This window comes from Pseudomonas moorei (genome assembly GCF_042846945.1).
GTDB lineage: Bacteria > Pseudomonadota > Gammaproteobacteria > Pseudomonadales > Pseudomonadaceae > Aquipseudomonas > Aquipseudomonas moorei.
On the sequence record NZ_AP035776.1, the window covers coordinates 487,095 to 512,593 of the forward strand.

Genomic DNA, 25,499 nt, shown 5'->3' on the forward strand with positions numbered 1-25,499 from the left:
CTACGCAGCCCAGCGCGAGCAAGCTCGCTCGCCACGATTCAGGCCTGCAAATAGCGCAGAACCGACTCGCAAATCATCTCCCGATGACGCTGCTTGATGCGTTCATCCGGCAAATCAATCTGGAAAATCTCACCAAAGGTGTGACGGTTCGACACGCGATAGAAGCAGAACGAGCTGATCAGCAAATGCACATCCAGCGGATCCAGCCCCTTGCGAAACAGCCCTTCCTCGGCACCACGACGCAGAATCTCGCCCAATGAGTCGAGGATGGTGTTGTTCATCGCCTTGATCGCATCGGAACACTTCACGTATTCGGCGTTGTGAATGTTTTCAATGCTGACGATGCGCACGAAGTCGACGTTGCGGTCATGGTGATCGAAGGTGAATTCCACCAGCCGCCGAATCGCCTCCACCGGGGCCAGTTCGGTCAGGTGCAGTCGGTTTTCGGTGCTGCGAATATCGCCGTAAAGCTTTTCCAGCACTTCGACGTAGAGCTGCTCCTTACTGCCGAAGTAGTAATAGATCATGCGCTTTGAAGTGTGGATGCGCTCGGCGATCGCATCGACGCGAGCCCCGGAAAGCCCCTGCTGAACGAACTCGACAATGGCTTCTTGAAGAATGTTCTCGCGGGTTTTTTCCGGATTGTTTTTGCGACTCTTGCGCGGCTCGGCAGCCGGTTCGTCGGACGCTAAGGAGAGTTCTGAAGTCATTGTCATTGCGGGCTCACGGCCATCACTGCACAGGCGGGCGATTATGGGCTGAGCCGCACACTGAAGGAAGCCGTGCGGCAACGGATTACTCCCGCGGTTACGAATTTCCTACAACTTCGCCTGACGGACGGCACCACTGCGAGACTTGGCCATGGCCGCCAGTCGCACCGCCACGTTGGCCGCGCCATAACCGGCATAGCCGTTCTTGCGCTGGATGATTTCGAAGAAAAACCGCCCTTCGAACGGCTCGGTGTACACATGGAACAGCTCGCCGCCCTGGGCATCGCGGTCGTACAACACATTGTAGTAGGCCAGTTCGCTGAGGAACTCGTCATCAAAGTCGAAACGCGCGGCCAGGTCATCGTAGTAGTTGAGCGGGATATCCAGCAGCGGAACGCCCGCCGCTTTCGCCCGACTGACTTCGGCAAAGATATCGTCGCAATCGAACGCGATGTGATGCACGCCAGAGCCGCGATAACTCGACAGCGCGTGTGAGATCGCGGTGTTGCGGTTCTCGGAAATGTTCAGCGGCAGACGAATCGAGCTGTCCCGACTGCGCAGTGCGCGGCTCTTCACCAGGCCGTAAGGGTCAGGCAGCACCACTTCGTCGTCGGCCTCGAAATCGAGCAGGCTCTTGTAGAACAGCACCCAACTGTCGAGGCTGTCGGCCGGCAGGGCCATCGCCATGTGATCGATACGCTTGAGGCCACCGCTGGCCACCACATTGGGCTGCAAGTTGAAGTCGGTTCCGTAGACGTCGGCGTCCTGATCCACCAGGTAAATCAGGCTGCCGTCCGGCGCTCGCACCGCAGCCAGTTCCAGTTCATTGGGGCCGACCAGCCCGCGATAAGGCTGGCCCTTGTAAGCCACGGCGCGGGCCAGTGCACTGGCACTGTCCTTGACCCGTACGGCGGTGGCACACAGCGATGGACCGTGCGCCTCGAAAAAACTGTGGCCGAACGAGTACGGCTCGGAGTTGAGGATCAGGTTGATATCGCCCTGGCGCAACAGGCTGACGCTCTTGGAACGATGCTGGCCGGCCTTGACGAAGCCCAGCCGCTCCAGCCAATTCGAGAGTTTGGCACCGAGGCTTTCATCCACGGCGAACTCAAGAAACTCGATGCCGTTGTATTCGCTGGCCTTGGGCGTCTCGAACAGAATGTCGAGGTTGGCCGCAGGTCGGGATTCCTGCTCCAGGCGCTGACGGGTTTTCTCTTCGAGGTACAGCAACGAGCGCAAACCGTCGGCGGCATTGGCCCGTGGCGGCGCGGCGCGAAAGCCGTCGTTGAAGATCTCCAGCGACAGCGGCCCGGTGTAACCGCTCTTGATGATCGGCGCGAGGAAGCCCGGCAAGTCAAACTCGCCCTGGCCCGGGAAGCAGCGGAAATGTCGGCTCCACTCCAGCACATCCATGGCCAGGATGGGCGCGTCGGCCATTTGCACGAAGAAGATCTTGTCGCCCGGGATATCAGCGATAGCGCTGGGGTCGCCCTTGAGCGACAGCGTATGAAAGCTGTCGAGCAACACGCCGAGGCTTGGATGATCGGCCTGACGCACGATATTCCACACCTGTTGATAAGTGTTTACGTGACGACCCCAGGCCAGCGCTTCATAACCGATCCGCAAGCCTCGCGCGCCGGCGCGTTCGGCCAGCAGGCGCAAGTCGTCGACCAGAATCTGTTCATCACCGACGGAATCGGCCGAGGCGTTGCTGCACACCAGCACCAGGTCGGTGCCCAGTTCCTGCATCAGATCGAACTTGCGCTCGGCGCGCTCCAGATTGCGCGACAGACGGTCACGGCGGCAGCCTTCGAAATCCCGAAACGGTTGAAACAGGGTGATGGCGATCCCGAGATCGGCGCACATCTGTCTGATTTCCCGGGGACTGCCGTCGTAGTAGAGAAGGTCGTTCTCGAAAATCTCGACGCCGTCAAAACCGGCGGCGGCAATGGCTTCGAGCTTTTCTGGCAGGGTACCGCTCAAGGAAACGGTGGCAATGGAACGCTGCATATCTTCGACTCCCGGTGGTGGAGGCAATCTTGTTAGGGACATCGCACGCTGTTTGCAGGCGCCGGCTTGCTGGCTCCTGCAAGGATCACGTTTAGCTTTGAGTGAATTATTGGCTGCGCGATCCCGCACAGCAATTTAAAGTGTACTACCCAGTTAGTTTTGCGTGCGATTATCGAACACAATGGCGATTGGCGAATTGACGATTTTTCGTCCACTGCGCAACATCAACACCACATTGGTCCCGATCACAAATCATCGGGGCCAGTTAACAACGACCCAGAACACCACATAAAAATTTCAAAAAACGGGTATACGCTCATGCGCTCATTCATCGCCCTGCTCCCTCGAACCACCTTCATTACGCCTTGCCCGGCGTCCATCCGAACACTGCGCACCGCTGGCACACACGTGCCGCTCGCTGAATAACCGTCAGCCGACGAAACAGCCGATCAGTCCTCACGCGCACGCCGCCAGCGATTGATCACGCGCCCTTGAAGTCCCGACGAGCTTAGCTTGTCAGTCATTGAACGGATGGCACACATGAATCCTACACAAAGCTCACGCATGGCCCCGGCCATGAGCGCTGCCACTGCTGGCATCGGCGACAAGATCCGCGGCGCCATGGCCGTTGGCAAAACCCGTTGGGGCATGCTGGCGCTGGTGTTTTTCGCCACCACCCTGAACTACATCGACCGTGCCGCCCTTGGCGTCATGCAGCCCATCCTGGCCAAGGAAATGAGCTGGACGGCGATGGACTACGCCAACATCAACTTCTGGTTCCAGGTCGGTTATGCCATCGGCTTCGTGCTGCAAGGCCGCTTGATCGACCGGGTCGGCGTCAAGCGCGTGTTCTTCTGCGCCGTACTGCTCTGGAGCCTGGCGACCGGCGCCCACGGCCTGGCCACTTCGGCGGCCGGCTTCATGGTCTGCCGCTTCATCCTCGGGCTGACCGAAGCCGCCAACTACCCGGCTTGCGTGAAAACCACGCGCCTTTGGTTCCCGGCGGGTGAACGGGCCGTGGCGACCGGCATTTTCAACGCCGGGACCAACGTCGGCGCGATGTTCACCCCGATGCTGCTGCCGCTGATTTTGCACGCCTGGGGCTGGCAAGGTGCGTTCCTGTGCATGTCGTCACTGGGCGGCATCTGGCTGGTGTGCTGGGGCCTGAAATACTTCAACCCGGAAGATCACCCGCGCGTCAAACAGTCGGAACTGGACTACATCCAGCAGGAAGTCGAACCCGAACAAGCGCGCGTACCGTTCTCGAAAATCCTGCGCATGCGAGGCACCTGGGCCTTCGCCCTCGCCTACTCGATCACCGCGCCGGTGTTCTGGTTTTACCTGTACTGGCTGCCACCGTTCCTCAATCAGCAATACAACCTGGGCATCAACGTCACCCAGATGGGCATCCCGCTGATCATCATCTACCTCACTGCCGACTTCGGTAGCGTCGGTGGCGGGATTCTGTCCTCGTTCCTGATCGGCCGCGGCATCAACCCGATCAAGGCGCGACTGATGTCCATGTTCCTGTTCGCCTGCTGCATCATCGGCGTGATCATGGCCGCCGGCTCCAGCAGCCTGTGGGTCGCTGTATTCGCCATCTCCCTAGCCATCGGTGCGCACCAGGCCTGGACCGCGAACATCTGGAGCCTGGTGATGGACTACACGCCCAAGCACATGATGAGTACGGTGTTCGGTTTCGGTGGCATGTGCGCGGCCATTGGCGGGATGTTCATGACCCAGTTGGTCGGCCACATCCTGACCGCCACCAACAACAACTACACCGTGCTGTTCACCCTGATTCCGGCGATGTACTTCATCGCACTGATCTGGATGTACTTCATGGCACCGCGCAAGATCCCGAAAGTAGAAGACTGATGTTGCCTCGGCGCAGGCCCGATTTCGGGCCTGCGCTTTTTTTGTGCCTGCGTTTTATGAATCCACGATTTTTCGTTCATCGCCAAGGAGGTCAATCCATGTCGCCAGGTCGCCTGAGCATCGCCCAACGCGCTGTGATCAGCTTCGGTCTCATCGCCCTGCTGGTGCTGTTGCAGGGCTTGTTCGCCCTCAAGCAAGTCGCCCAAGTGCGTGCCACCGGTCAGCACACCGAAAACATTTCCCTGCCCAGCACCCGTTACCTGGGGGAAATCCGCGACTACGCCCTGAGCATTCGCGTACTCAGCCTGCGCATGGCGCTCAACCGCGATCCCAAGGTGCTCGAGGCCACGGTGAGCCGCCTGCATCTGGTGCAGGGCTGGCTGGAACAAGCCCTGAACAAATTCACCCCGCTCGTAGGCGACTACAACAGGGAGCCGTACGAAAAATTCGTCGCGACTGTCACCTCTTACCGTCAGGCGCTGGCGCAATACGAAACCCTGTCGCAGGAAAACCGCCTGGAAGAAATGACCGCGCTGCTCAACGGCAAGATCCAGGATTACTCGACCCTCAGCGGTGACCAGTTCGCCGAGCTGGTGGCCCTCACCACCAACGAGGTCAGTCAATCGGCGCAACAGGCCGACGCCCTCTACAACCAGGTAAAAGTCACGGTGATCGGGGCCTTGATTGCAGTCTCGATGCTGACGATGCTGCTCGCCTGGTTGTTGATTCGCAGCATCGTGGCGCCCATCCGTCAGGCCGTGGACGTGGCCGAGCAAGTAGCCGCTGGCGATCTGAGTACGCCGATCCGCAGCCATGGCGCGGATGAAACCGGGCGTTTGCTGACCGCGTTGTCGATCATGCAAACCAGCCTGCGCGAGACCCTGCAACGGATCAGCGCGGCGTCCACACAACTGGCCGCTGCCGCCAACCAGATGAAACAGAGCACCCATCAGGATTCCGGCCGCCTGCAACAGCAGCACAACGAAATCGAACAAGCCGCCACGGCGGTGAATGAGATGACGGTGGCCGTGGAAGAAGTCGCACGCAATGCCGTATCGACGTCAGACAGCACGCGCCAGTCGACACAACAGGCAAGCCAGGGTCAGGCACGGGTGATTGAAACACTCGACTCGATCCAGGCCATGAGCGCCGACGCCGGCACCGCCCTGCAACAGGTGCAGACCCTGGCCGAGCAATCCCGGGAAATCGGCAAGGTGCTGGACGTGATTCGCGCCATCGCCGAACAGACCAACCTGCTGGCGCTCAACGCGGCCATCGAAGCCGCCCGGGCCGGGGAAGCCGGGCGCGGCTTTGCGGTAGTGGCCGATGAAGTCCGCGCACTGGCCCATCGCACCCAACAGTCGACCCGGGAAATCGAACAGATGATCGGCCGGGTTCAGGGCGACACCGAAGGTGTGGTGCAGTCGATGCACAGCAACAGCCAGCGCGTTGCGCAGACCCTGTCACTCGCGGAACAGGCTGGCATCGCGCTGGCAGAAATTACCCGGGCCATGGAACAGATCCATGAGCGCAACCTGGTGATTGCCAGCGCGTCGGAAGAGCAAGCGGCGGTGGCGCGCGAGGTGGACAGGAATCTGCTGAACATCCGCGACCTGTCACTGCAAAGCGCCGACGCCTCGACCCGCACCAGCGCCACCAGCCAGGAGCTGTCGCAACTGGCGGCGGGCCTGCAAAACCTGGTGGTGCGTTTCAGGTTCTGAGCGGGCTTCAACGGCGGCTTTGCTGCCAGGCTGCCGCCAGGCCACTGCAGCAAATCACCGCGATCCCGAGCACCGTGGTCAGGGTTGGCGTGTGGGAAAACAGCAACCAGCCCAGCAGGCCGGCAAACACAATCTGGCAGTAGCTAAAGGGCGCCAGCAAGGCTGGCGCGGCATGGCGGAAGGCCTGGGTCAGAAACAGATGCGCCGTCATGCCGCAGGCGCCGAGCGCCAGCATCAGCGCGCCATGCGGCAGGCTCGGCACCTGCCAGAAGAACGGCACCAACGCACTCATCACCAAGGTGTTGCACAGCCCGGCGAAGAAGTTGCTGGTGGTCGGGCTGTCGATCTCGCTGAGCTTGCGGGTCAGCAGTTGATAGAAGCAGAAAAACAGTGCCGAGCAGAACGGCAGCAACACCGCCGGAGTGAACAACTCGCCGCCAGGGTGAACGATGATCAGCACGCCGCTGAACCCGAAAATCACCGCCAACCATTGCCCGCGCGTCACACGTTCCTTGAGCAACGGCACTGACAACGCCGTGACCAGCACGGGCGCGAGGAAGTTGACCGAGGTCGCCTCCGCCAGCGGGATGTACATCAACCCCGTGGTGAAAAACAGGCTGGTGCCCAGCAGGCATAACGCCCGGACCACCTGCAACAACGGGCGCTTGGTGCGCAGCACCCGCAACCCGGATTGCGGCAGGAAAATCCCGGCCATCAACAAGGTGTGCACCACATAACGCGCCCACACCACCATGACAATCGGATAGAACCCCGAGAGGTATTTGGATATCGCGTCATGACTGGAAAACAGGAAGGTGGCAACGACGATCAGCAAGATGCCCTTGAAGGGCTGATTGACGCCGGAAAGCGGGGTGCTGACTGTCATGAAAGCCTCTGAGTGAAATCGGTATGTGGCGAGGGAGCTTGCTCCCGCTGGACTGCGCAGCAGTCACAAATCAACATCCGCGACCGCTTCGCGGTCGAACGGGAGCAAGCTACCTCGCCACAACGGCAGGTCAAACCCGCGCCAACAATTCCCGGGTTTTATCCAACGCCATCTGCGCCCGGTCCAACCCGCTCACGCCCTGCTCCAGCAGCTGCACGGTAGGAATCTCCAGGCTCAATGGAATGTTAGCCGGCAAACCGCGCAACAGACCCGGCAGGTCACAATCGCCTTCGCCGGGAAACCGTCGCTCGTTACGGGCCTGACGCAAGATCTCGGCCATGTCGGCCGGACGCGGCCCAGCCACATCGCACAACTGCGCATACCGTAACCGCGAGGGCGCCACCCTGGCCAGATCTTCCAGCCGTGACCCGGAACGATCGAAATGGAACGCATCCACCAGCACCGCACCATTTTCGCGCCCGGCCGCCTCGACGATGCGCACGGCTTGCTCAAGGTTGCGCGCATCGGTCCAGGGCATGAACTCCAGGTGCGGATGCAGTCCATAAGGCGCGGCCAGATCACACAGCCGGGCAAAGTTTTCGGTCATGCGCTGCTCATCGAAATCATTACCGGCCACCAGCAATTCAGTCGCACGGAATTCGGCACCGACCGCCAGCACCTTCTCGAACTCGGCGACGACGGTATCCGGCTTCAACCGCAGGATTTCAACATCCAGTACCCGCACGCCGGTATCGCGCAGACGCGTCAGGGTCTGACGACGCAAACCTTCATCCGCCACCAGGGCAAAGTGGTGTTCCTCCGGCGTCGCCGGCACCAGGCGCAAGCCGACATGGCTGTACCCAGCCCGTGCCGCGACTTCGACCATGTCGGGTGGCGAAAGCTCCAGCACGGTCAGACTGGCCAGGGAAAAAATTCGTTCACTCATGGTCAGGCCTCGATCACAGAAGGTGTGCAAGAGCGACTGGTTTCGGCCGCTTCGCGGATGGCCTCGATCAGCGCCAGGGTGCGGGCGGCATCGGCGGCGCTCACCAGCGGCTCGACTTCCCGGCGCACGACGCACACGAAATGCTGCAACTGCAAGCGCAACGCCTCATCGGCGCTGAAGCTTTCCTGCGTCTGCACCAGGGATTGATGCCATCCGCCATCGGCTTCGGTGTAATGCCAGCGTTTGAGTTGTGGAATACTCAGCGCCCCACCGGTCCCGGCCAGCAAGTAGCAGGGCTGGTCAGCCTGACGCGGATACACCGGGTTCTCCCCGGAATCCAGCTCCCAACTCCAGGGCGCCGCCACCGCGTCGGACCCGGTCAGGCTGCCCAGGGCACCGCTGTCGAACTGCAGCAACACAGCCGCGCAATCTTCGTTGGCGAAACCGCGAATGGCGTTGCTGGTGATGGCCTGCACCTGACGCACTTCACCGCACAAGTGGCGCAGCAGATCAAGGTCATGGATCAGGTTGGTCAACAACATCCCCGCACCCGCCTCGCGGCGCCAGGGCGTCTCGAAATAACTGTCGGGCTTGCGCAACTGCCAGAGCGCCGTGACCGTGGTCAACCGCCCCAGGGCGCCGCCCTTGACCAGTTCATGGGCACGCACGATCAAGGGATTATGCCGCCGATGATGGCCCACCAGCACCGGTACGCCAGTGGCCTTTGAAGCTTTCACCAGCTCGCGAACCTCATCCAGGTGCACGCCGACCGGCTTCTCCAGTAACACCGCGACCCCAGCGGCAAGGCAATCGAGTGCGGTGCTGACGTGCAGATTATTCGGATTGGCGACGATGACGGCGTCCGGCTTCGCCTGCTCCAGCATCTGGCGGTGATCGGCGAAATACGCCACTCCCCATTCAGCGGCGAGCGTTGCCGCTTGCGGGCCGGGATCGGCCACCGCGCACAGCGTCGCTTCAGTCAGGGTTTTCAGATGCCGGTAATGTTGCTGACCCATGATGCCAGCGCCGATCAGGGCAATTCGAAGGGGCGAATTCAAGGCGCGGTCCTTTTGTGCTTATTGTTGGAAGGAAGATTTCCAACAATTTAGAACCTGGTTCCAGATTCTTACACAAGCGTGCAATGAAAGTGTTCGAACAGCGCACGGTTTCAAGATTGACGGCGATCAAACTGTGGGAGCGAGCGTGCTCGCGATGAGGGCAGTTCATCCAATCATCGTGCTGACTGACAAACCGTAATCGCGAGCAGGCTCGCTCCCACAGGGCTTATCCAGGCCTCAGTTAAACAACTCCGACGCCAGACTCGCCGCCGACAATTCCTCAGTAAACCTCAACAGCAACGGCGCCAGTTCGTGCAGCCGTGCGCCCGGCATCCGCGCACTCGGCCCGGCAATGCTAAGTACGCCGATCACCCGACCATCGCCGGGATGCCGCACCACCGCGGCAATCGCCGAGGTGCCGACCGCCGAACTTTCCTCGACACAGGCGTAGCCCTGCTCCCGCGCCAGGCGCAGGCGCTCGAGCAATTCAATGTTCGAACGCGGCGCATTCGGCCCCAGTTCCAATGGCCGATCCACCGCCTGGCGCTCGACCAGCGACAAGGCTTCGGCATCACTCATGCACGCCAGCCAGGCATGCCCCGAAGCCGTATAAAACAGCGGTGCATCGCGGCCCATGTCGGGGTCGTAGCGCAAGCCGGATCGCGCCCCCTGGGACTTGGCGATCCAGGTCTGCCGCTCGCCATCTATAACGCCAAGGCGCACCAGTTCACCGGTTTCCTGGGCCAGACGATCGAGCACCGGCTGCACAATATCGGCGCCACTGCTCGACAGATAACGGAAACCCATCGCCACCAGTTTGGTCGACAGGTGGTAGCGCAGGTTCTCTGGATTCTGTCGCACATACCCGAGGCGGATCAGCTCGGCGAGCAGGCGATGGGTTGCGCTCTTGGGAATGTCCAGTTGCTCCGCCAGTGTCTGCATCGGCAGGCCACGGGGGTCGCTGGTGAGGCTTTCAAGCACACTGAAAACACGTTCGATCTGACTGCCGGCCATGGGAGCTTCCACGCAAAATTTGCTCGATTCTAGAAGACAACCGACCGAATGCGAAATCTGGAACTCAATGTCCGATAACCGCCCGTTTTGTGCGCCTGTAACTTGCCCGGCACGGTCTGCCTCTTTTATTTTCTGGAATCAAATTCCAAAACAATAAATCGCTGGAGTGTTCACAATGCCTGCCGAACCGCACGTTCTTCCCGACATCGACTGCGATGTGCTGATCGTCGGCTCCGGTGCGGCCGGGCTATCGGCCGCAGTCACAGCGGCATGGCATGGCCTGAAAGTCATTGTGGTGGAAAAGGATGCGGTCTTCGGTGGGGCCACGGCCTGGTCCGGCGGCTGGGCGTGGGTGCCTTGCAATCCCCTGGCCCGGCGCGCCGGTATCGTCGAAGACGTGGCGTTGCCGCGCACCTACTTGAAACACGAATTGGGCGAGCACTTCGACCCGGCAATGATTGATGCCTTCCTCGAAGCCGGCCCGCAGATGGTCGCGTTTTTCGAACAGCACACCTCGCTGCAATTCGCCGACGGCAATGCCATTGCCGACATTCATGGCGACACGCCAGGCGCAGGCACCGGTGGGCGCTCGGTGATCGCCGCCCCTTATGACGCACGAAACGTCGGCAAGCTGCTCAAGCGTCTGCGCAAGACCATGCGCGAAACATCGTTCATGGGCATGCCGATCATGGCGGGCGCTGACCTCACGGCGTTCCTCAACCTGACCCGCTCGCTGCCCGCCGCCTGGCACGTCACCCGACGCTTCACCCGCCACCTGCTCGACCTCGCCGTGCATGGCCGCGCGATGCAACTGGTCAACGGTGTGGCGCTGGTCGCGCGCCTGGCAAAATCCGCCGAGGACCTCGGCGTATTGCTGTGGGAGTCGGCGCCCGTGACCGAGTTACTGTACGAGCACCATCAGGTCCGTGGCGCGGTGATCAGCACCGCCAAGGGCTCGGTGCGCATCCGCACGCGCAAGGCCGTTGTGCTCGCGGCGGGCGGTTTTGCCAATGACATCGAACGGCGCAAGGCATTGTTTCCACGCACACCAACCGGGCGTGAACACCTGGCCTTGCCGCCGCTGGCGGTGTCCGGCGACGGGCTGCGCCTGGGCGAAAGCGTCGGCGCTCGAGTGAATACCGATGTGGCATCGCCAGTCGCCTGGGCACCGGTCTCGCAGGTGCGACACAGCGACGGCAGCGTCGGTCATTTCCCGCACATCATTGAACGCGGCAAGCCGGGGATCATCGGCGTCCTGAGCAACGGCCAGCGTTTCGTCAACGAAGCCAACGGTTACTACGACTACGTCAAAGCCATGGTCAGCGCCGCCCCGCCGGGCGAAGAGGTCGCTTCGTGGCTGATTTGCAGCCATGGCTTCCAGCGTCGCTACGGGCTGGGCATCTCTCGGCCGTTTCCGGTGCCACTGTCATCCTTTATTCGCAGCGGCTATCTGAAAACCGGCACTACCCTTGAAGAATTGGCATCGGCCTGCGGTATCGATCCGAACGGTCTACGCAACACCGTGGCGGACTACAACCGCCATGCGCGCAACGGCGAAGACCCGCAGTTTGGACGCGGTTCTACCCCCTATAACCGCAAGCAGGGCGATGCGCTGCAGCAACCCAACCCGTGCGTCGCACCGATCGAACAAGGTCCGTTCTACGCGGTGAAGGTCCAGCCCGGCTGCTTCGGCACCTTTGCCGGGCTCAAGGTCAACGCACACGCCCAGGTCCTCGACGACGCGGGTCAGGCCATCGCCGGGCTATATGCCGCGGGCGGCGACATGGCCAGCATCATGGGCGGACACTACCCCGCCGGTGGCATCAATCTGGGTCCGGCGCTGACCTTCGGCTACATCGCCGCGCGCCATATCGCAGGTATCACCGCTTTTGAAAAGGAGATCGACCATGCAGCACATCGTTAACGCCCAAGGGTTGAACATGCCAAAACTGGGCCTCGGCACCTGGCCGATGCTGGGCGAGGAATGCACCCGTGCCGTGGAACAGGCCCTGGCGCTGGGTTATCGGCACATCGATACGGCGGCGGGCTACAACAACGAAGACGCTGTCGGTCAGGCGCTGGCGAACAGCCCTACACCCCGCGAGCAAGTCCATGTCACCACCAAGGTCTGGTGGGACCAACTGCAACCCGACGCCATGCGTCACTCCATGGACCGCAGCCTCAAGGCCTTGCGCAGCGATTACGTCGACCTGTTCATGATCCACTGGCCCACCACTGACTGGGACCTGCCGAGCACGATCGAAACCCTGGTGTCATTCAAGGAACAAGGTCTGGCACGCAACATCGGCGTGGCGAATTTTCCGCTGCCGCTGTTGCGCAACGTCGTCGAGGAACTGGGCGCTCCGCTGTCAGCCATTCAGGTCGAGTACCACGTGCTGCTCGGCCAAAACGCCCTGCTAAACTACGCCCGTCAGCATGACCTTGCACTGACGGCCTACACGCCCCTGGCTCGCAACAAGGTGTCGGACATCCCCCAGATCCGGCAGATCGCCGCCAAACAGGGTGTGTTGCCCACCCAGGTCGCGCTCAAATGGCTGCTGGATCAGGCGAACGTCGCCGCCATTCCCAAGGCCAGTAGCGAGGCCAATCAACGGGCCAACCTGGCGGCGCTGGACGTTCAACTGGACGATCAGGACCGCGCCTTGATCGCCAGCCTTTCCAAGCGCGAGCGTCAGGTCAGCCCGCCCTTTGCCCCGGTGTGGGATGCGTTCGACGAGTAACCGCGTAGACCGGCTCCTGCACGCTTGATGTTCCCCCCGATAAAAAAACGGCGCCCGACGGAATTCGTCGGGGTGCCCGCGTTCAATACAAACCTGAAACGTGCCCGGCAATCCATCAGGGGTTGCCGGGCTTACGGGCGCGCGCGACAAAAGCCGGACGACCGGACTGGCGCCTCCCCCACACAGCAGCAACACTCATCCCACGGTTCTTTACCCGGAACAAAAGAGGAATCCCACATGCTATGGAAAAAAGGCCGACGCAGTGACAACGTGGTCGATGCCCGTGGCGATGATGTCGGCGGTGGCGGCGGCGGAATGCGTTTTGGCGGTGGCAAGGGGCTGAGCCTGACGGCCATCATTCTGATCGTCGGGATCGGCTGGGTCACCGGCCAGGACCCGCTGCAGATCCTCGGCCAACTGACCGGGCAGATGAGCCAGCAATCGGCACCGACCACTAATCAGACGCGCAAGGCACCACCGGCCAATGACGAAGGGGCCGAATTCGTCCGATCGATTCTGGGTGATACCGAGGACACCTGGCAGCAGATTTTCCAGCAGGCCGGCAAGCAATACAAAGACCCGACGCTGGTGTTGTTCAGCAATCGCGTGAACTCGGCGTGCGGCCTGGCGACGTCGGCGACCGGTCCGTTCTATTGCCCGGCAGACCAGAAGGTCTATCTGGACATGGCGTTCTTCCAGGAAATGTCCCAACGCTTTTCTGCGGCGGGGGACTTCGCCCAGGCCTACGTGATCGCTCACGAAGTCGGACACCACGTGCAGACCTTGCTCGGCGTTTCCGCGAAAATTCAGGCAGCGCGCCAGCAAGGCCGGCAGATGGAAGGCGATGGCGGCTTGCTGGTGCGTCAGGAACTGCAAGCCGATTGCCTGGCCGGCGTCTGGGCCAACCATGCACAACGACGACTGAACTGGCTGGAGCCGGGCGATGTCGAAGAAGCGCTCAACGCGGCCAATGCCATTGGCGATGATCGTTTGCAGCAACAGGGTCAGGGGCGTGTGGTGCCCGACTCGTTTACCCATGGTACGTCGGCGCAACGAGTGCGCTGGTTCAAAACCGGATTCGCCCAGGGCCAGGTTGGCCAGTGCGATACCTTTGCGGCGAAAAATCTGTAAATGAAGAAGTGGCTGTTGGCGTTGTTGATCACTTGCGCGAGTCACTGCGCAAGTACTTGGGCTGCCGAGCATGGCGTCGAGGAGATCAGCCCCGGACGCCTGCTGTTGAAATCAGGCGAGATGGCGGTAGGCATCAGCCCGGCCCCGACAAAGATCGAACGTGTGCTGATCATCGTCCATGGTCGCCTGCGCAATGCACAGACCTACCTGCACAGCGCAGAACACGCGGCGGAACTGGCCGGGCAAAGCGCGACGACGCTGGTCATCGCCCCGCAATTTCTCAATGAAACCGACGTTGCGATGCATCCCGTCGCCGAAACGGTTCTGCGCTGGCAAGGCAATGAGTGGATGGCGGGGGGCGAATCCACAGCGCCGTTCCGTCTCAGCTCGTATGAGGCACTGGACGAAATCATCGCCCGCCTGGGTGATCGCGAGCAGTTTCCGGATGTGAAGCAAATCGTCATTGCCGGCCACTCCGGTGGTGCTCAAGTGGTTCAGCGATACGCCATGCTCGGGCACGATCAGCCGGCCCTCGACGCCGCTGGCGTGCAGGTGCGCTATGTGATCGCCAATCCATCTTCCTACGCCTACTTCGACGAACGCCGGCCCGTGGCGTTCAGTCATGCCCGCTGCCCGGACTTCAATCGCTGGAAGTACGGGCTGACGGATCTACCCGCCTACGCCGAAGGAAAAACGCCTGCGCAACTGCAGGAAACCTACGTCAAGCGCAACATCGTTTATCTGCTGGGGCAGCAGGACATCGACCCGAATCACCCGGCGCTGGACAAGGGTTGTGAAGCCCAGGCCCAAGGCCCCTATCGATTGGCCCGCGGACGCAATTACTTTGAGTATCTGAAGCGGCTGCAACCGCAAGGGCTCAATCAGCAACTGATCGAAGTGCCCGGCGTCGGGCATAACGGGGATGGGATGTTTACTTCGCCCGAGGGGCAGAAGGCGTTGTTCGGGCTGTAGGTTTACGCTGGCCGGGCCGGCGCCATCGCGAGCAGGCTTGCTCCCACAATTAATCGCATACCACTGTGTGCGAGCCTGCTCCGGGCGGCATTCCGACGATGGCGTCAGATCAGGCAACCATGCGCTCAAGCCGACAACATCTGCCGCAACTCAATGCAATCGGCCGCATGCCAATCGGTCAATTCCGGCCATGGATTTTCCGGCAGGTTCACCAACACCGTCCGCGCCCCCGCCGCCCGTCCGCAATCGAGATCAAAGCGGTAATCACCGACCATTACCATCTCGCTCGCCGGCACCTTCCAGGCCTCGGCCAGTTTCAGCAAACCACCTGGATGCGGTTTTGGCGGCGCTTCATCCCGACCGAGCACGTCCTCCACCGCGAAGCAGTCAGCCAGGCCAATCGCCTCCAGCGTAACGTGCGCCAGCTCCCGGGCATTGCGCGTGAGAATGCCCAGGCGATAACCGCGCCCGGCCAGGTCACGCACCAGCTCTACGGCGCCCGGTGCCGGTTTCGACCCGAGCGCCAGGTCACGCTCGTGCTCCAGCAGCCACGCATGTTTGGCGGCGGCTTCATCGGCCGGCAGCGCAGCGAGGTGGGTCAGAATGTCGTCTTCAGCCGGAATCGCCAGTGCCACGCGAATCGCCGCGAAATCATGCACCGCCACCGTCAGGGTGCCGTCCATGTCGAACACCCAGTGACGCACTTCGGCCAGGCTCATGCCCAGTCCTTGCGGTGGCGAATCAGACCTTCCTGCGTGACCGAGGCCACCAGTTGCCCGGCGCGGTTGAACACGCTGCCACGGGAAAAACCACGGGAGTTGCCGGCCCAGGGACTGTCCATCGCGTATAGCAACCAGTCATCGGCGCGCAGATCGGCGTGGAACCACAGTGCGTGATCGAGGCTGGCGACCTGCATGTCCTTGTGCCAGACCGATTTGCCGTGGGGCTGCATCGAGGTGGTCAGCAGACCGAAATCCGAGGCATAGGCCAGCAAGTACTTGTGCAACGCAGGGGAGTCCGCCAAGGCACCATCGGCACGAAACCAGACGTACTTGATCGGGTCGGAAGGCAGCGGGTTGTAGGGGTCTTTTTCGGTGATGGGTCGAAACTCGATCGGCTTGGGGCACAGTAGCTTTTCGCGCATTTTCTCGGGGATCAGGTGCGCGCGCTGCTGGGTCAGCTCCAGCTCCGATGGCAGGTTTTCCGGCCCCACCACTTGCGGCATTTCGCTTTGGTGCTGGAAACCTTCTTCGTCGTACTGGAACGAGGCGCTGCAGGTGAAAATCGGGTGGCCCTTCTGGATCGCCGTCACCCGACGCGTGCTGAAACTGCCGCCGTCGCGCACCCGGTCAACCTGATACACCACCGGCAACCCGGCGTCGCCCGGACGCAGGAAATAGCCATGCATCGAATGCACGTGGCGCGCCTCTTCGACGGTCTGACTGGCCGCCGACAGCGACTGGCCGAGTACCTGGCCGCCGAACAACTGCCGAAAACCCAAGTCCTGGCTACGGCCACGGAACAGGTTTTCTTCAATCGGCTCCAGGGTCAGCAGGTCGACCAGATCATCCAACACTTGGCTCATTCAGACTCTCCTCACACAACGCAATGCCGCGCAGTCTGGGCTGCGGCGGTCGATTCAGTTTCTGGCCAAAGCCGATGGGGTCATTGTAAACATCCGCGCCGGCTTATCCATGCAAGGTTTGCAGCCATTGTTCACGGCTGATGCGATACAGCACGTGGTGGCGCAAGGGATGATCGACGGCAAGCCTGGGGTGTTCAAAGTCATCGGCAGGGTCATGCTGCATGCCGATCGCCTGCATGACCTTCTGCGACGGCAGGTTGCTGTCAGCGGTAAAGGACACGACTTCGTTCAGCGCCAAACGGTCAAACCCGCAGCGCAGAGCGGTCCACGCCGCCTCGCTGGCATAGCCCAGCCCCCAATGCTCCCGCGCCAGGCGCCAGCCGATCTCGATGGCGGGGGTGAACGGCGCATCGAAACCCACCACCCCGAGCCCGGTAAATCCGATGAACTGCCCGGTGTCCTTGCGCTCCAGCGCCCACAGACCGAAACCATGCTCAGCGAAATGACCACGGATTCGCCCGATCAATGAAGCACTTTCCAGCCGGCTCAAGGGCGCCGGAAAATAACGCATGACCTGTGGATCGGCACACATCGCCGCAAATTCCGGCAAGTCTTCATCGCTCCACTGCCGCAACAGCAGCCGCGCGCTCGTCAGTTCCATTATCGGCTCCATCGTGCTCCTCCCCCCATTTCCATGCCGCGAGTCTACAACGCTGGTAGGATCATTCACTCATTCCTGTACGAAAGCATCATGCCGCTGCCGCTGATTTATCACGAAGACTACAGTCCCGAATTCCCGGCGGATCACCGCTTCCCCATGGACAAGTTCCGCCTGCTGCGCGATCACCTGGTGGACAGCGGCCTGACCCGCGACGCCGACCTGCTGCGCCCGGAACTCTGCCCGCCAGAGATTCTCGCCCTTGCCCATGACCCTTCGTATATCGAACGCTACATGGGCGGCGAGTTGTCTCGCGAGGATCAACGTCGCCTTGGCCTGCCCTGGAGCGAAGCCCTGGCCCGGCGCACGGTGCGGGCGGTCGGCGGCTCGTTGTTGGCGGCCGACCAGGCGCTCGAACATGGCCTGGCCTGTCACCTGGCCGGCGGCACTCACCACGCCCACTATGATCACCCGGCCGGCTTCTGCATCTTCAACGACCTGGCGGTGATCAGTCATTTCATGCTGGAAAGTGGCCGGGTGAACCGGGTACTGATCTTCGATTGCGATGTGCACCAGGGCGACGGGACTGCACGCATCCTGCAGGACACCCCGGAGGCCATTACCGTTTCCCTGCATTGCGAGAAGAATTTTCCTGCACGCAAGGCCGAAAGCGACTGGGACATTCCATTGCCCAACGGCATGGGCGATGTCGATTACCTGAAGGTGGTGGATGACGCGCTCAACTACCTGTTGCCGCTCTACCAGCCGGATCTGGTGCTGTATGACGCCGGCGTCGATGTACACAAGGACGACGCCCTCGGTTATCTGAAGCTGACAGACGAAGGCCTCGCCGCCCGCGATGAAGCCGTGATGCGCCATTGCCTGGGCCGCGATATCCCGGTGGTCGGGGTGATCGGCGGCGGCTACAGCAAGGACCGCAAAGCCCTGGCCCGCCGCCACGGCATTCTCCACCACAGCGCGCAACGGGTCTGGCATTCATCAGGTTGTCACTGAATTGTGGATGCTTTACCCACAATGCCTGTGGAGCCGCCTGTGGATAACCTGAGTGAAAGGGACTACAGGCCATATGGAATGAGGGCTACAGACCGGTGATCATTTTTTAACCACCCTTAAAAACACCAATAACCCTGTAGGAGCGAGCCTGCTCGCGAAAAACGTAACGTCACCGCTGAGCATCTGGTGGCACGCATCATCGTTCAAGACCTTCGCGAGCAAGCTCGCTCCTACAGAATCGGGTCTGGCAGTCATCAGGTTGTCACTGAATTGTGGACGCTTTACCCACAATGCCTGTGGAGCTGCCTGTGGATAACCTGAGAGAAAGGGACTACAGGCCATATGGAATGAGGGCTACAGACCGGTGATCATTTTTTAACCACCCTTTTTCCAACCTCACACAATCCCTGTGGGAGCGGGCTTGCCCGCGATGAGGCCGGCACCCTCCACCTCTTCGGTGACTGACACTCCGCCATCGCGGGCAAGCCCGCTCCCACAGGGATTTTGGCTGCTAGAATGCCTGCCTTCATTCCGCCAGACCGCAGCGCAGCCCATGACCCAGCCCTCGACACTCTCCGCCCCTCACGTCGCCATCATCGGTGGTGGTCCCGCCGGCTTGATGGCGGCCGAAGTGTTGAGTCAGGCAGGGATCAAGGTCGATCTGTACGACGGCATGCCTTCGGTTGGTCGAAAATTCCTCCTGGCCGGTGTTGGCGGCATGAACATCACCCACTCCGAAGCCTACCCGGCATTCCTTTCGCGCTACGCCGAACGGGCGCCACAGATCGCCCCGCTACTGCGCGGCTTTGGCGCCGAAGCCCTGTGCCAATGGATTCACGACTTGGGCATCGACACCTTTGTCGGCAGCTCGGGCCGGGTCTTTCCGACCGACATGAAAGCCGCGCCGCTGCTCCGTGCCTGGCTCAAGCGTCTGCGTGACAGCGGCGTGGTTATCCACACCCGCCATCGCTGGCTCGGCTGGAATGAAACCGGCGGTTTGCGCATCGACAGTCCCGAGGGCGAAAAAACCGTTCAGGCCGACGCCACGCTGCTGGCCCTCGGTGGCGGCAGTTGGGCGCGCCTGGGCTCGGATGGCGCCTGGATGCAGCCACTGGCGCAACGCGGCGTAGGACTCGCACCGCTGCAACCGAGCAATTGTGGCTTCGAGGTGCAGGCCTGGAGCGAATTGATGGTCAGCAAATTCGCCGGCAGCCCGCTGAAAAACATCGCTTTCGGCCTCAACGACGACGTGCCGCGCCTCGGCGAATGTGTGATAACCGCCACCGGCATCGAAGGCAGCCTGATCTACGCCCTGTCGGCGCCGATCCGCGAAGCGATCAACCGGCACGGCTCGGCAACCCTTCATCTCGACCTCCTGCCCGGCCGGCCTGTGGATAAAGTGCAGGCAGCATTGAGCAAGCCGCGCGGCTCACGCTCGATGGCCAAACACCTGCACAGCCAGTTGGGCATCGACGGGGTGAAAGCTGCGCTGCTGCGCGAACTGACGTCTGCCGAAACCTTCGCGGACATGGCATTGCTGGCCCAAGCGATCAAGGCATTGCCACTGACCCTGGTGAAAACCCGGCCATTGGGCGAAGCCATCAGCAGTGCGGGCGGCGTGTTGTTCGAAGCGATGGATGAACGCTTGATGCTCAAGCAGTTGCCTGGCGTGTTCTGCGCGGGGGAAATGCTGGATTGGGAGGCACCGACGGGCGGTTATCTGCTGACCGCGTGTTTCGCCAGTGGGCGAGCGGCGGGGTTGGGGGTCATTCAGTGGTTGCAGCACAAGGGCTGAGTACCGTGGCGCGCCCATCGCGAGCAGGCTCCCACATTGGACCTGTGTCGTTCACAAATCCCCTGTGGGAGCGAGCCTGCTCGCGATAGCGATTTGGCCGGCGCCTTAACTACTAAGGCTTACGCTTACGCGGCCCGGTATTGAACACCGGCACCTTGCGCACAGGCTTGACCGAAGGTTCCGCTGGCGCGACTTCACCGCTGTCGACCCACTTGCCGAGGTTACGCTTGCCGCCACCACCCGACGTTTTCGGTTTCTTCGGCTTTTTCGGTTTCTTGATCACCTGACCACTGGCATCGGTGTCCGGCACCCGGTGCTCGGGCTCGAAGTCCGGCTCGTTCTGACGCTTCAAGGTCTGACGGGTGAGCATCTCGATGGCCGACAGCAGGTTCACTTCATCGGCACACACCAGGGAAATCGCCTCACCGGTCGAACCCGCGCGGCCGGTACGGCCGATGCGGTGGATGTAGTCCTCGGCGACGATCGGCAAGTCGAAATTGACCACCAGCGGCAAGTCTTCGATATCCAGACCACGGGCCGCGACGTCGGTGGCGACCAGGATCTGCACTTCACTGAGCTTGAAACGGTCCAGCGCACGCTGACGGGTCGCCTGGGGTTTGTCGCCATGGATGCCGTCGGCATTGATGCCCAGGCCCTGCAGCTTCTCGACCAACGCATCCACGCCATTACGGGTCTTGGCGAACACCAGCACCTGCTTCCACTTGCCCTTGCGCATCAAGTGCACGAACAGCTCGGGCTTGCGCTTCTTGTCCACCGTCACCACCCATTGCTTGACGGTGTTGGCGGCCACGTTGCGCGGGCTGACTTCAATGGTCAGCGGGTCGTTGAGCATTTGCCCGGCCAGCAGGCGGATGTCGTCGGAGAAGGTGGCGGAGAACAGCAGCGTCTGACGTTTTTTCGGCAGCGCGCGGTAAATGTTCGCCAGCTCCTCGGAAAAGCCCAGGTCGAGCATGCGGTCGGCTTCGTCCAGCACCAGGGTTTGCAGCTGGTTGAACTTCAGCGCGTTCTGGCGGAACAGGTCGAGCAAACGGCCCGGGGTCGCCACCAGCAGATCGACACCGCTGCGCAGCTTCATCATTTGCGGGTTGATGCTGACCCCGCCGTACACCGCGTAGGTGCGCAACGGCAGGTTCTCGGCGTACTGGCGCACGGCTTCGTGAACTTGCTCGGCCAGTTCGCGGGTCGGCACCAGGATCAGCGCGCGCACCGAGTTGGCCGTGACTTTCGGCCCTTCCATGGCCAGCAATTGCAGGAGTGGCAGCGCGAAACCGGCGGTCTTGCCGGTGCCGGTCTGGGCGGCGGCCATCAGGTCGCGACCGGCCAGCACCGCCGGTATGGCTTGCGCCTGAACCGGCGTCGGGGTCTGGTAGCCAAGCTTCTCGAGGGAGCGCAGCAAGGGTTCGATCAGGCCAAGGGTGGCGAAAGTCATGGGAATACCGTAGGAAAATTCAGCGCGGGTGTGCAAAACAAGTGTGCAAAACAAGATGCAATGGCGCGCAGTTTACCCTAATTCACACGGGATTCTGTCGGCACCGCCTTCACCACCGGCAGCTGCGGCGAACGGCGCCACTGCGGCAAGCCAATCAACACCACGGCACTGATGATCACAGCCATTGCCAGCGCTTCTTCGATGCCAATGGTCTCGCCGACAAACACGATCCCGAGCAACACCGCCACCGCCGGGTTGACGTAGGCATAACTGGTGGCCGCCGCCGGGCGCACGTGTTTCAACAGGTACATGTAGGCGTTGAAGGCGATGATCGAACCGAACACGGTCAGGTACGCCAGCGCGGCCCAGCCTTCGATCGGTGGCATCTTTTCCAGGTGCTCGCCGCTCACGGCACTGCCGATCAGCAACACCACCCCGCCCACCAGCATTTCCACGGCACTGGCCATCGCGCCCTGAGGCAATGGCAAGTGTTTGCTCCACACCGAGCCGAAGGCCCAGGTGGCTGCGGCAAATACCAGCAACGCAGCGCCCAGCGGGCTCGATTGCAGGTTGGAGCCGAGGTTGAGCATGGCGATCCCGATCAGCCCGAGGACAATCCCGGCCCATTCGAGGCGGGTATTACGCGCGCCCCAGAAGTAGCCACAGAGCAACGTAAACAGCGGCACCGTCGCCACCGCCAATGCCGCGACACCTGAGGCCACGCCTGTGTGCTCGGCCACGCTGACCGCGCCGTTGCCGCACGCCAGCAACAACACGCCGATGATGCCCGCGGCTTTCCATTGCGCCCAGGTCGGTGCCGGCGCCCCGCGCCAGCGCAGGAAGGCGTACATCAAGCTCCCGGCAATGACGAAGCGAATTCCGGCCAGCAACAGCGGCGGCCAATACTCCACGCCGATGCGGATCACCAGGTAGGTCGAGCCCCAAATCACATACAAGGCGAAGAAGGCGGCGATCAGCGGTAAGGGAAAACGACGTAGGCCAGGCATGGGGGCAGCTCACAGGCAAGACAAGTGAGCCGCTATTCTAGAAAGGCTGACAGCGGAAAATAAGTTACAAAACCTTTTTAAAGCGCCGGTACACTTTTCAAAACACGGACTTCAACGCTATATACCGTTGTTTCGAAAGTCAGCCCTTTTCAGGAGTCGCCCGTGGATAAATACGACCGCATGCTGCTCAGCGCCCTGCTGGAAAACGGTCGCGCGTCCTACGCGGACCTGGCGCGCAAGGTCAACCTGTCCGCCCCCGCTGTCGCCGAACGCGTGGCCAAGCTTGAAGCCAGCGGCGTCATCACCGGTTACCAGGCGAAAGTCGACATGGCCAAGCTGGGCCTGCCGATCCAGTGCGTGATCGAACTGCGCCTGAACCAGCACGGCAATCAGAAAGCCTACGACGACCTGATCAAAATCCCACAGTTGACAGAATGCCACCGGGTGACGGGCGATCCGTGCGTGATCATGCAGGCGGCGGTGGGTTCGATGCCGGAGCTGGAAGAGCTGATCAACCGGATCGCCACGTTCGGCTTCAGCAAGACGTCGATTGTGTTGTCGAGCGCCATCGAAAAGCGCGTGCCGCTGGGGCACATCGAGGGCAATGGCAAGTGAACAACCTGTAGGAGCGAGCTCGCTCGCGATGAACCGGAGAACAACGCGGGGTGTCAGGTTCCCCGCGATATCGTTGGCGACCATCGTCGGAACGCCGCCCGGAGCCGGCTCGCTCCTACGAGCAATACATCACATGCCGCTGTAACCGCCTGACAACAAGCCCGGCATATCCCGCAGGCGAATCCACGGCTCTTTACGCCATTGCAGCAGCCTCAGCGTCCCGCCCGCCCAGTCCATCGAACGCAGGCGGGGGGCTTGATAGGAGACCGCTCCAGCCTCTTCGCGCAACATCGGGATTACGTGGTGGGTCAACCAACGCCGCAAATGGCGATTTTCCGGGCAGTAGTGATAGACCAGCATCGCGTACACGCCGGACTCGCTGAGCATCAGGGTTTCTTGCAACCCGTCGCGGCCAGACAAAACCATCATCCGCCGCTGATCCGCGTCGAGCTTGAGCGCTTGCCTTGGGTTGATGTCCACGCCCATCAAGCGGCCGATGTCCCGGGCTGAAAACCACGGTTCGGCATGCAGCAACAGCGCTCGCAACTGGATGTGATGACGGATGAAGGTTTGGGGGGTGAAGTGATCTGAGGATTCAGGGGGGTTGGGGGTAACTTTGAACATGGCGAACATCCTACCTAAAAGTGGGAGATGCCAGCATTACTTGCAGGTGATGGGTGGCAGCTGTGTACGAGTCTGCAAGACCGAGTGGTAGGAGAAACCCCGGCAGACCCGAAGGTCACCCCGTACACAGCCACCATAAATCGATGGTCGCCAAGTAAAGCGACGCGATTATAGGTGAGTATGTTCTCTCCTCACAAACTACGGCGGGCTTGCAGGCCCGGTCGCTGAGTTTGCAGCGACACCGAGAGGTTAGAGATGCGGGGTTGGGCGGGCAAGACAGACAATCCCTAAGTTTCGGTAGGATCCATCGCCGAATCAGAGACATCGTTAAACACAATTCCTGTAGGAGCGAGCCTGCTCGCGCCTACAGGGGAATGGTGCTCAGGCGCTGCGATGGCGCTTGAGATGCTCATTGATTTTCGCCGCCGGCACTTTCTGCAATTTGCACAGCAGATCGTGGGACAACTCGCGCAAGCCGTGTTTCTGGCGCAGCTCGTCGGCCAGGTGCGCCATGAGGTTGGCGGCCATTTCCGCGTCGGCCATGGCCCGGTGGGCCTTGCCGGTGTGGGGCAGGTTGGCGAAGGTGGTGAGGGTGCCGAGCTTGTGGTTGGGCGCGGCGGGCATCAGACGGCGGGCCAACAGCAGCGAACAGGCAAAATTCTGCAATCGCGTGCGTTTGATTCGCCCCAGCTCGAAGTCCCAGAATTTCTGGTCGAACGCGGCGTTGTGCGCCAGCAAGGGCGTGGTGCCGACGAATTCGTTGACCTCATTCATCACCTGCTCGGCCGATGGCGCGGTGCGCAACATGGCGTTGCTGATGCCGGTGAGTTGTTCGATGAACGCCGGGACGCGCACGCCGGCATTCATCAGGCTCTGGTAACGCTCGACGATGCGCCCCTGTTCAAGGATCACCACGGCAATTTCCGTGGCCCGGCAACTGCTGCTCGGGGAGATCCCGGTGGTTTCAAAGTCGATGACTGCGATGCGTTCCAAACCTGTTTGAACTCCGTAAAAATCAATTCTTGAGCAGCAAGGCGCCTTCGATCGGCACGTAGCGGCTGGCCGCGCGGATCAGCGAGTTGGCGGTCAGGCCCGGCACGCCGTAGGCCACCGCCTGCACGCCGTGCTTGCTGATGATGCGCTCGAGCAGCATGTCGAAATCACCGTCGCCGGAGGCCAGCACCACTTCGTCGACATGGTCGGCGGCGTCCATGATGTCGAGGGTGATGCCCACGTCCCAGTCGCCCTTGGCCGAGCCGTCGCTGCGCTGGATGAAGGGCTTGAGCTTCACGGTGAAGCCGAGATTGCGCAGGATCTGCTGGAACTGCTGCTGTTTGCTGTCGCCACGATCGATGGCGTAGGCGTAGGCCTCGACAATCTGCCCCTGCTTGCTGATTTCAGCCCACAGCGCGGCGTAATTGAAGTGACAACCGTAAGCCTGACGAACGGTGTAGTAGAGGTTCTGGACATCGGCGAACACTGCGATTTTTTTCACCGCACATCCCCTTGGGCGCAGGCAGGATCAGGCACCAGGCCCGAAAAGTCGCCCAGTATGCCAGCCTGAAGGAGTGTTCCGCGAATAATCGGCCCGAGGCACCCGGGCACCCCGGACGAATGGCACCTGCGGAATGGGCAACGCCGGAGAATGACACCCGTGGCGAGCGTGCTTGCTCGCCACGGGTCA

22 protein-coding genes and 2 pseudogenes are annotated in these 25,499 nt (G+C 61.5%); 10 read left to right on the forward strand and 14 right to left on the reverse strand.

Features of this window, described 5'->3' with window-relative positions:
• Positions 1-38 precede the first annotated feature (38 nt).
• Positions 39-716 carry a TetR family transcriptional regulator gene (locus ACGJAX_RS02370; protein ID WP_390957325.1) on the reverse strand — a complete coding sequence of 226 codons (678 nt, stop codon included), beginning with the start codon at positions 714-716 and terminating at the stop codon, positions 39-41.
• Between the two features lie 102 nt (positions 717-818).
• Entirely contained in the window at positions 819-2,720 is a 1,902-nt protein-coding gene (gene quiC / locus ACGJAX_RS02375) for a 3-dehydroshikimate dehydratase QuiC (RefSeq protein ID WP_390957326.1), read from the reverse strand.
• Positions 2,721-3,260: 540 nt separating this feature from the next.
• Between quiC and ACGJAX_RS02380 the strand changes: the two genes are divergently transcribed.
• From ACGJAX_RS02380 to ACGJAX_RS02390, 3 genes and pseudogenes are all read left to right on the forward strand, one after another.
• Positions 3,261-4,598, forward strand: a complete 1,338-nt coding sequence (locus ACGJAX_RS02380) for an MFS transporter (RefSeq protein WP_390957327.1) — start codon at positions 3,261-3,263, stop codon at positions 4,596-4,598.
• Between the two features lie 98 nt (positions 4,599-4,696).
• Positions 4,697-5,416, forward strand: a pseudogene (locus tag ACGJAX_RS02385) (MCP four helix bundle domain-containing protein); the annotation flags it as partial.
• A 303-nt stretch (positions 5,417-5,719) separates the two neighbouring features.
• Positions 5,720-6,319: pseudogene (locus ACGJAX_RS02390) on the forward strand (methyl-accepting chemotaxis protein); the annotation flags it as partial.
• A 7-nt stretch (positions 6,320-6,326) separates the two neighbouring features.
• On the opposite strand, the gene ACGJAX_RS02395 reads toward ACGJAX_RS02390, so the two are convergent.
• From ACGJAX_RS02395 to ACGJAX_RS02410, 4 genes are all read right to left on the reverse strand, one after another.
• Positions 6,327-7,205, reverse strand: a complete 879-nt coding sequence (locus tag ACGJAX_RS02395; RefSeq protein WP_090325378.1) for a DMT family transporter — start codon at positions 7,203-7,205, stop codon at positions 6,327-6,329.
• 130 nt (positions 7,206-7,335) lie between these two features.
• Positions 7,336-8,151 (reverse strand): TIM barrel protein, encoded by an 816-nt coding sequence (locus ACGJAX_RS02400; protein WP_390957328.1) that lies wholly within the window; start codon positions 8,149-8,151, stop codon positions 7,336-7,338.
• Between the two features lie 2 nt (positions 8,152-8,153).
• Positions 8,154-9,209 (reverse strand): Gfo/Idh/MocA family oxidoreductase, encoded by a 1,056-nt coding sequence (locus ACGJAX_RS02405; RefSeq protein WP_390957329.1) that lies wholly within the window; start codon positions 9,207-9,209, stop codon positions 8,154-8,156.
• 237 nt (positions 9,210-9,446) lie between these two features.
• The gene (locus ACGJAX_RS02410; protein WP_390957330.1) at positions 9,447-10,223 is read right to left on the reverse strand and encodes an IclR family transcriptional regulator C-terminal domain-containing protein; all 777 of its coding nucleotides are present in this window, start codon (positions 10,221-10,223) and stop codon (positions 9,447-9,449) included.
• Positions 10,224-10,398: 175 nt separating this feature from the next.
• Between ACGJAX_RS02410 and ACGJAX_RS02415 the strand changes: the two genes are divergently transcribed.
• The 4 genes from ACGJAX_RS02415 (at position 10,399) to ACGJAX_RS02430 (ending at position 15,067) form a co-directional block, all read left to right on the forward strand.
• Positions 10,399-12,147, forward strand: coding sequence for an FAD-dependent oxidoreductase (locus ACGJAX_RS02415; protein WP_390957331.1), 1,749 nt, complete (start codon positions 10,399-10,401; stop codon positions 12,145-12,147).
• A complete protein-coding gene (locus tag ACGJAX_RS02420; protein WP_090325389.1) occupies positions 12,131-12,964 on the forward strand; it encodes an aldo/keto reductase in 834 nt (277 codons plus the stop codon). The genes ACGJAX_RS02415 and ACGJAX_RS02420 overlap by 17 nt, the downstream gene beginning before the upstream one ends.
• A gap of 237 nt (positions 12,965-13,201) precedes the next feature.
• Positions 13,202-14,095, forward strand: coding sequence for a neutral zinc metallopeptidase (locus ACGJAX_RS02425; protein ID WP_390957332.1), 894 nt, complete (start codon positions 13,202-13,204; stop codon positions 14,093-14,095).
• Positions 14,096-15,067 carry an alpha/beta fold hydrolase gene (locus ACGJAX_RS02430; RefSeq protein ID WP_390957333.1) on the forward strand — a complete coding sequence of 324 codons (972 nt, stop codon included), beginning with the start codon at positions 14,096-14,098 and terminating at the stop codon, positions 15,065-15,067.
• Positions 15,068-15,192: 125 nt separating this feature from the next.
• On the opposite strand, the gene ACGJAX_RS02435 is transcribed toward ACGJAX_RS02430, so the two are convergent.
• The 3 genes from ACGJAX_RS02435 to ACGJAX_RS02445 all read right to left on the reverse strand — a co-directional run bounded on the left by ACGJAX_RS02435 (position 15,193) and on the right by ACGJAX_RS02445 (position 17,325).
• Entirely contained in the window at positions 15,193-15,786 is a 594-nt protein-coding gene (locus ACGJAX_RS02435; RefSeq protein WP_090325397.1) for an HAD family hydrolase, read from the reverse strand.
• The gene (tesB, locus tag ACGJAX_RS02440) at positions 15,783-16,652 is read right to left on the reverse strand and encodes an acyl-CoA thioesterase II (RefSeq protein ID WP_090325399.1); all 870 of its coding nucleotides are present in this window, start codon (positions 16,650-16,652) and stop codon (positions 15,783-15,785) included. The genes ACGJAX_RS02435 and tesB overlap by 4 nt, the downstream gene beginning before the upstream one ends.
• Positions 16,653-16,755: 103 nt before the next feature.
• A complete protein-coding gene (locus tag ACGJAX_RS02445; protein WP_390957334.1) occupies positions 16,756-17,325 on the reverse strand; it encodes a GNAT family N-acetyltransferase in 570 nt (189 codons plus the stop codon).
• Between the two features lie 78 nt (positions 17,326-17,403).
• Between ACGJAX_RS02445 and ACGJAX_RS02450 the strand changes: the two genes are divergently transcribed.
• Together ACGJAX_RS02450 and ACGJAX_RS02455 are read left to right on the forward strand one after the other, a co-directional pair.
• Positions 17,404-18,324, forward strand: a complete 921-nt coding sequence (locus tag ACGJAX_RS02450; protein WP_390957335.1) for a histone deacetylase — start codon at positions 17,404-17,406, stop codon at positions 18,322-18,324.
• Between the two features lie 553 nt (positions 18,325-18,877).
• Complete coding sequence (locus ACGJAX_RS02455) at positions 18,878-20,119, forward strand: TIGR03862 family flavoprotein (RefSeq protein WP_390957336.1); 1,242 nt, start codon at positions 18,878-18,880, stop codon at positions 20,117-20,119.
• 112 nt (positions 20,120-20,231) lie between these two features.
• Here ACGJAX_RS02455 and ACGJAX_RS02460 read toward each other — a convergent pair whose 3' ends face one another.
• Together ACGJAX_RS02460 and yedA are read right to left on the reverse strand one after the other, a co-directional pair.
• Entirely contained in the window at positions 20,232-21,569 is a 1,338-nt protein-coding gene (locus ACGJAX_RS02460; RefSeq protein ID WP_090466929.1) for a DEAD/DEAH box helicase, read from the reverse strand.
• Between the two features lie 77 nt (positions 21,570-21,646).
• On the reverse strand, positions 21,647-22,576 hold the full coding sequence (gene yedA / locus ACGJAX_RS02465) for a drug/metabolite exporter YedA (RefSeq protein WP_090325408.1): 930 nt from the start codon (positions 22,574-22,576) through the stop codon (positions 21,647-21,649).
• 162 nt (positions 22,577-22,738) lie between these two features.
• Here yedA and ACGJAX_RS02470 point away from each other — a divergent pair, with 162 nt between their 5' ends.
• Positions 22,739-23,191 (forward strand): Lrp/AsnC family transcriptional regulator, encoded by a 453-nt coding sequence (locus tag ACGJAX_RS02470; RefSeq protein WP_007990688.1) that lies wholly within the window; start codon positions 22,739-22,741, stop codon positions 23,189-23,191.
• A gap of 129 nt (positions 23,192-23,320) precedes the next feature.
• On the opposite strand, the gene ACGJAX_RS02475 is transcribed toward ACGJAX_RS02470, so the two are convergent.
• The 3 genes from ACGJAX_RS02475 to ACGJAX_RS02485 all read right to left on the reverse strand — a co-directional run bounded on the left by ACGJAX_RS02475 (position 23,321) and on the right by ACGJAX_RS02485 (position 25,310).
• A complete protein-coding gene (locus ACGJAX_RS02475) occupies positions 23,321-23,815 on the reverse strand; it encodes a BRO family protein (RefSeq protein ID WP_390957337.1) in 495 nt (164 codons plus the stop codon).
• 381 nt (positions 23,816-24,196) lie between these two features.
• Positions 24,197-24,808 (reverse strand): exonuclease domain-containing protein, encoded by a 612-nt coding sequence (locus ACGJAX_RS02480; RefSeq protein WP_390957338.1) that lies wholly within the window; start codon positions 24,806-24,808, stop codon positions 24,197-24,199.
• Positions 24,809-24,830: 22 nt separating this feature from the next.
• A complete protein-coding gene (locus ACGJAX_RS02485; protein ID WP_047533625.1) occupies positions 24,831-25,310 on the reverse strand; it encodes an NYN domain-containing protein in 480 nt (159 codons plus the stop codon).
• Between the last annotated feature and the right edge of the window lie 189 nt (positions 25,311-25,499).

Bases quoted from the DNA above. Each gene is read 5' to 3' on its own strand.
- ACGJAX_RS02370 (WP_390957325.1), bottom strand. From the start codon at position 716: ATGACAATGACTTCAGAACTCTCCTTAGCGTCCGACGAACCGGCTGCC.
- quiC (WP_390957326.1), bottom strand. From the start codon at position 2,720: ATGCAGCGTTCCATTGCCACCGTTTCCTTGAGCGGTACCCTGCCAGAA.
- ACGJAX_RS02380 (WP_390957327.1), top strand. From the start codon at position 3,261: ATGAATCCTACACAAAGCTCACGCATGGCCCCGGCCATGAGCGCTGCC.
- ACGJAX_RS02395 (WP_090325378.1), bottom strand. From the start codon at position 7,205: ATGACAGTCAGCACCCCGCTTTCCGGCGTCAATCAGCCCTTCAAGGGC.
- ACGJAX_RS02400 (WP_390957328.1), bottom strand. From the start codon at position 8,151: ATGAGTGAACGAATTTTTTCCCTGGCCAGTCTGACCGTGCTGGAGCTT.
- ACGJAX_RS02410 (WP_390957330.1), bottom strand. From the start codon at position 10,223: ATGGCCGGCAGTCAGATCGAACGTGTTTTCAGTGTGCTTGAAAGCCTC.
- ACGJAX_RS02415 (WP_390957331.1), top strand. From the start codon at position 10,399: ATGCCTGCCGAACCGCACGTTCTTCCCGACATCGACTGCGATGTGCTG.
- ACGJAX_RS02420 (WP_090325389.1), top strand. From the start codon at position 12,131: ATGCAGCACATCGTTAACGCCCAAGGGTTGAACATGCCAAAACTGGGC.
- ACGJAX_RS02425 (WP_390957332.1), top strand. From the start codon at position 13,202: ATGCTATGGAAAAAAGGCCGACGCAGTGACAACGTGGTCGATGCCCGT.
- ACGJAX_RS02430 (WP_390957333.1), top strand. From the start codon at position 14,096: ATGAAGAAGTGGCTGTTGGCGTTGTTGATCACTTGCGCGAGTCACTGC.
- ACGJAX_RS02435 (WP_090325397.1), bottom strand. From the start codon at position 15,786: ATGAGCCTGGCCGAAGTGCGTCACTGGGTGTTCGACATGGACGGCACC.
- tesB (WP_090325399.1), bottom strand. From the start codon at position 16,652: ATGAGCCAAGTGTTGGATGATCTGGTCGACCTGCTGACCCTGGAGCCG.
- ACGJAX_RS02445 (WP_390957334.1), bottom strand. From the start codon at position 17,325: ATGGAGCCGATAATGGAACTGACGAGCGCGCGGCTGCTGTTGCGGCAG.
- ACGJAX_RS02450 (WP_390957335.1), top strand. From the start codon at position 17,404: ATGCCGCTGCCGCTGATTTATCACGAAGACTACAGTCCCGAATTCCCG.
- ACGJAX_RS02455 (WP_390957336.1), top strand. From the start codon at position 18,878: ATGACCCAGCCCTCGACACTCTCCGCCCCTCACGTCGCCATCATCGGT.
- ACGJAX_RS02460 (WP_090466929.1), bottom strand. From the start codon at position 21,569: ATGACTTTCGCCACCCTTGGCCTGATCGAACCCTTGCTGCGCTCCCTC.
- yedA (WP_090325408.1), bottom strand. From the start codon at position 22,576: ATGCCTGGCCTACGTCGTTTTCCCTTACCGCTGATCGCCGCCTTCTTC.
- ACGJAX_RS02475 (WP_390957337.1), bottom strand. From the start codon at position 23,815: ATGTTCAAAGTTACCCCCAACCCCCCTGAATCCTCAGATCACTTCACC.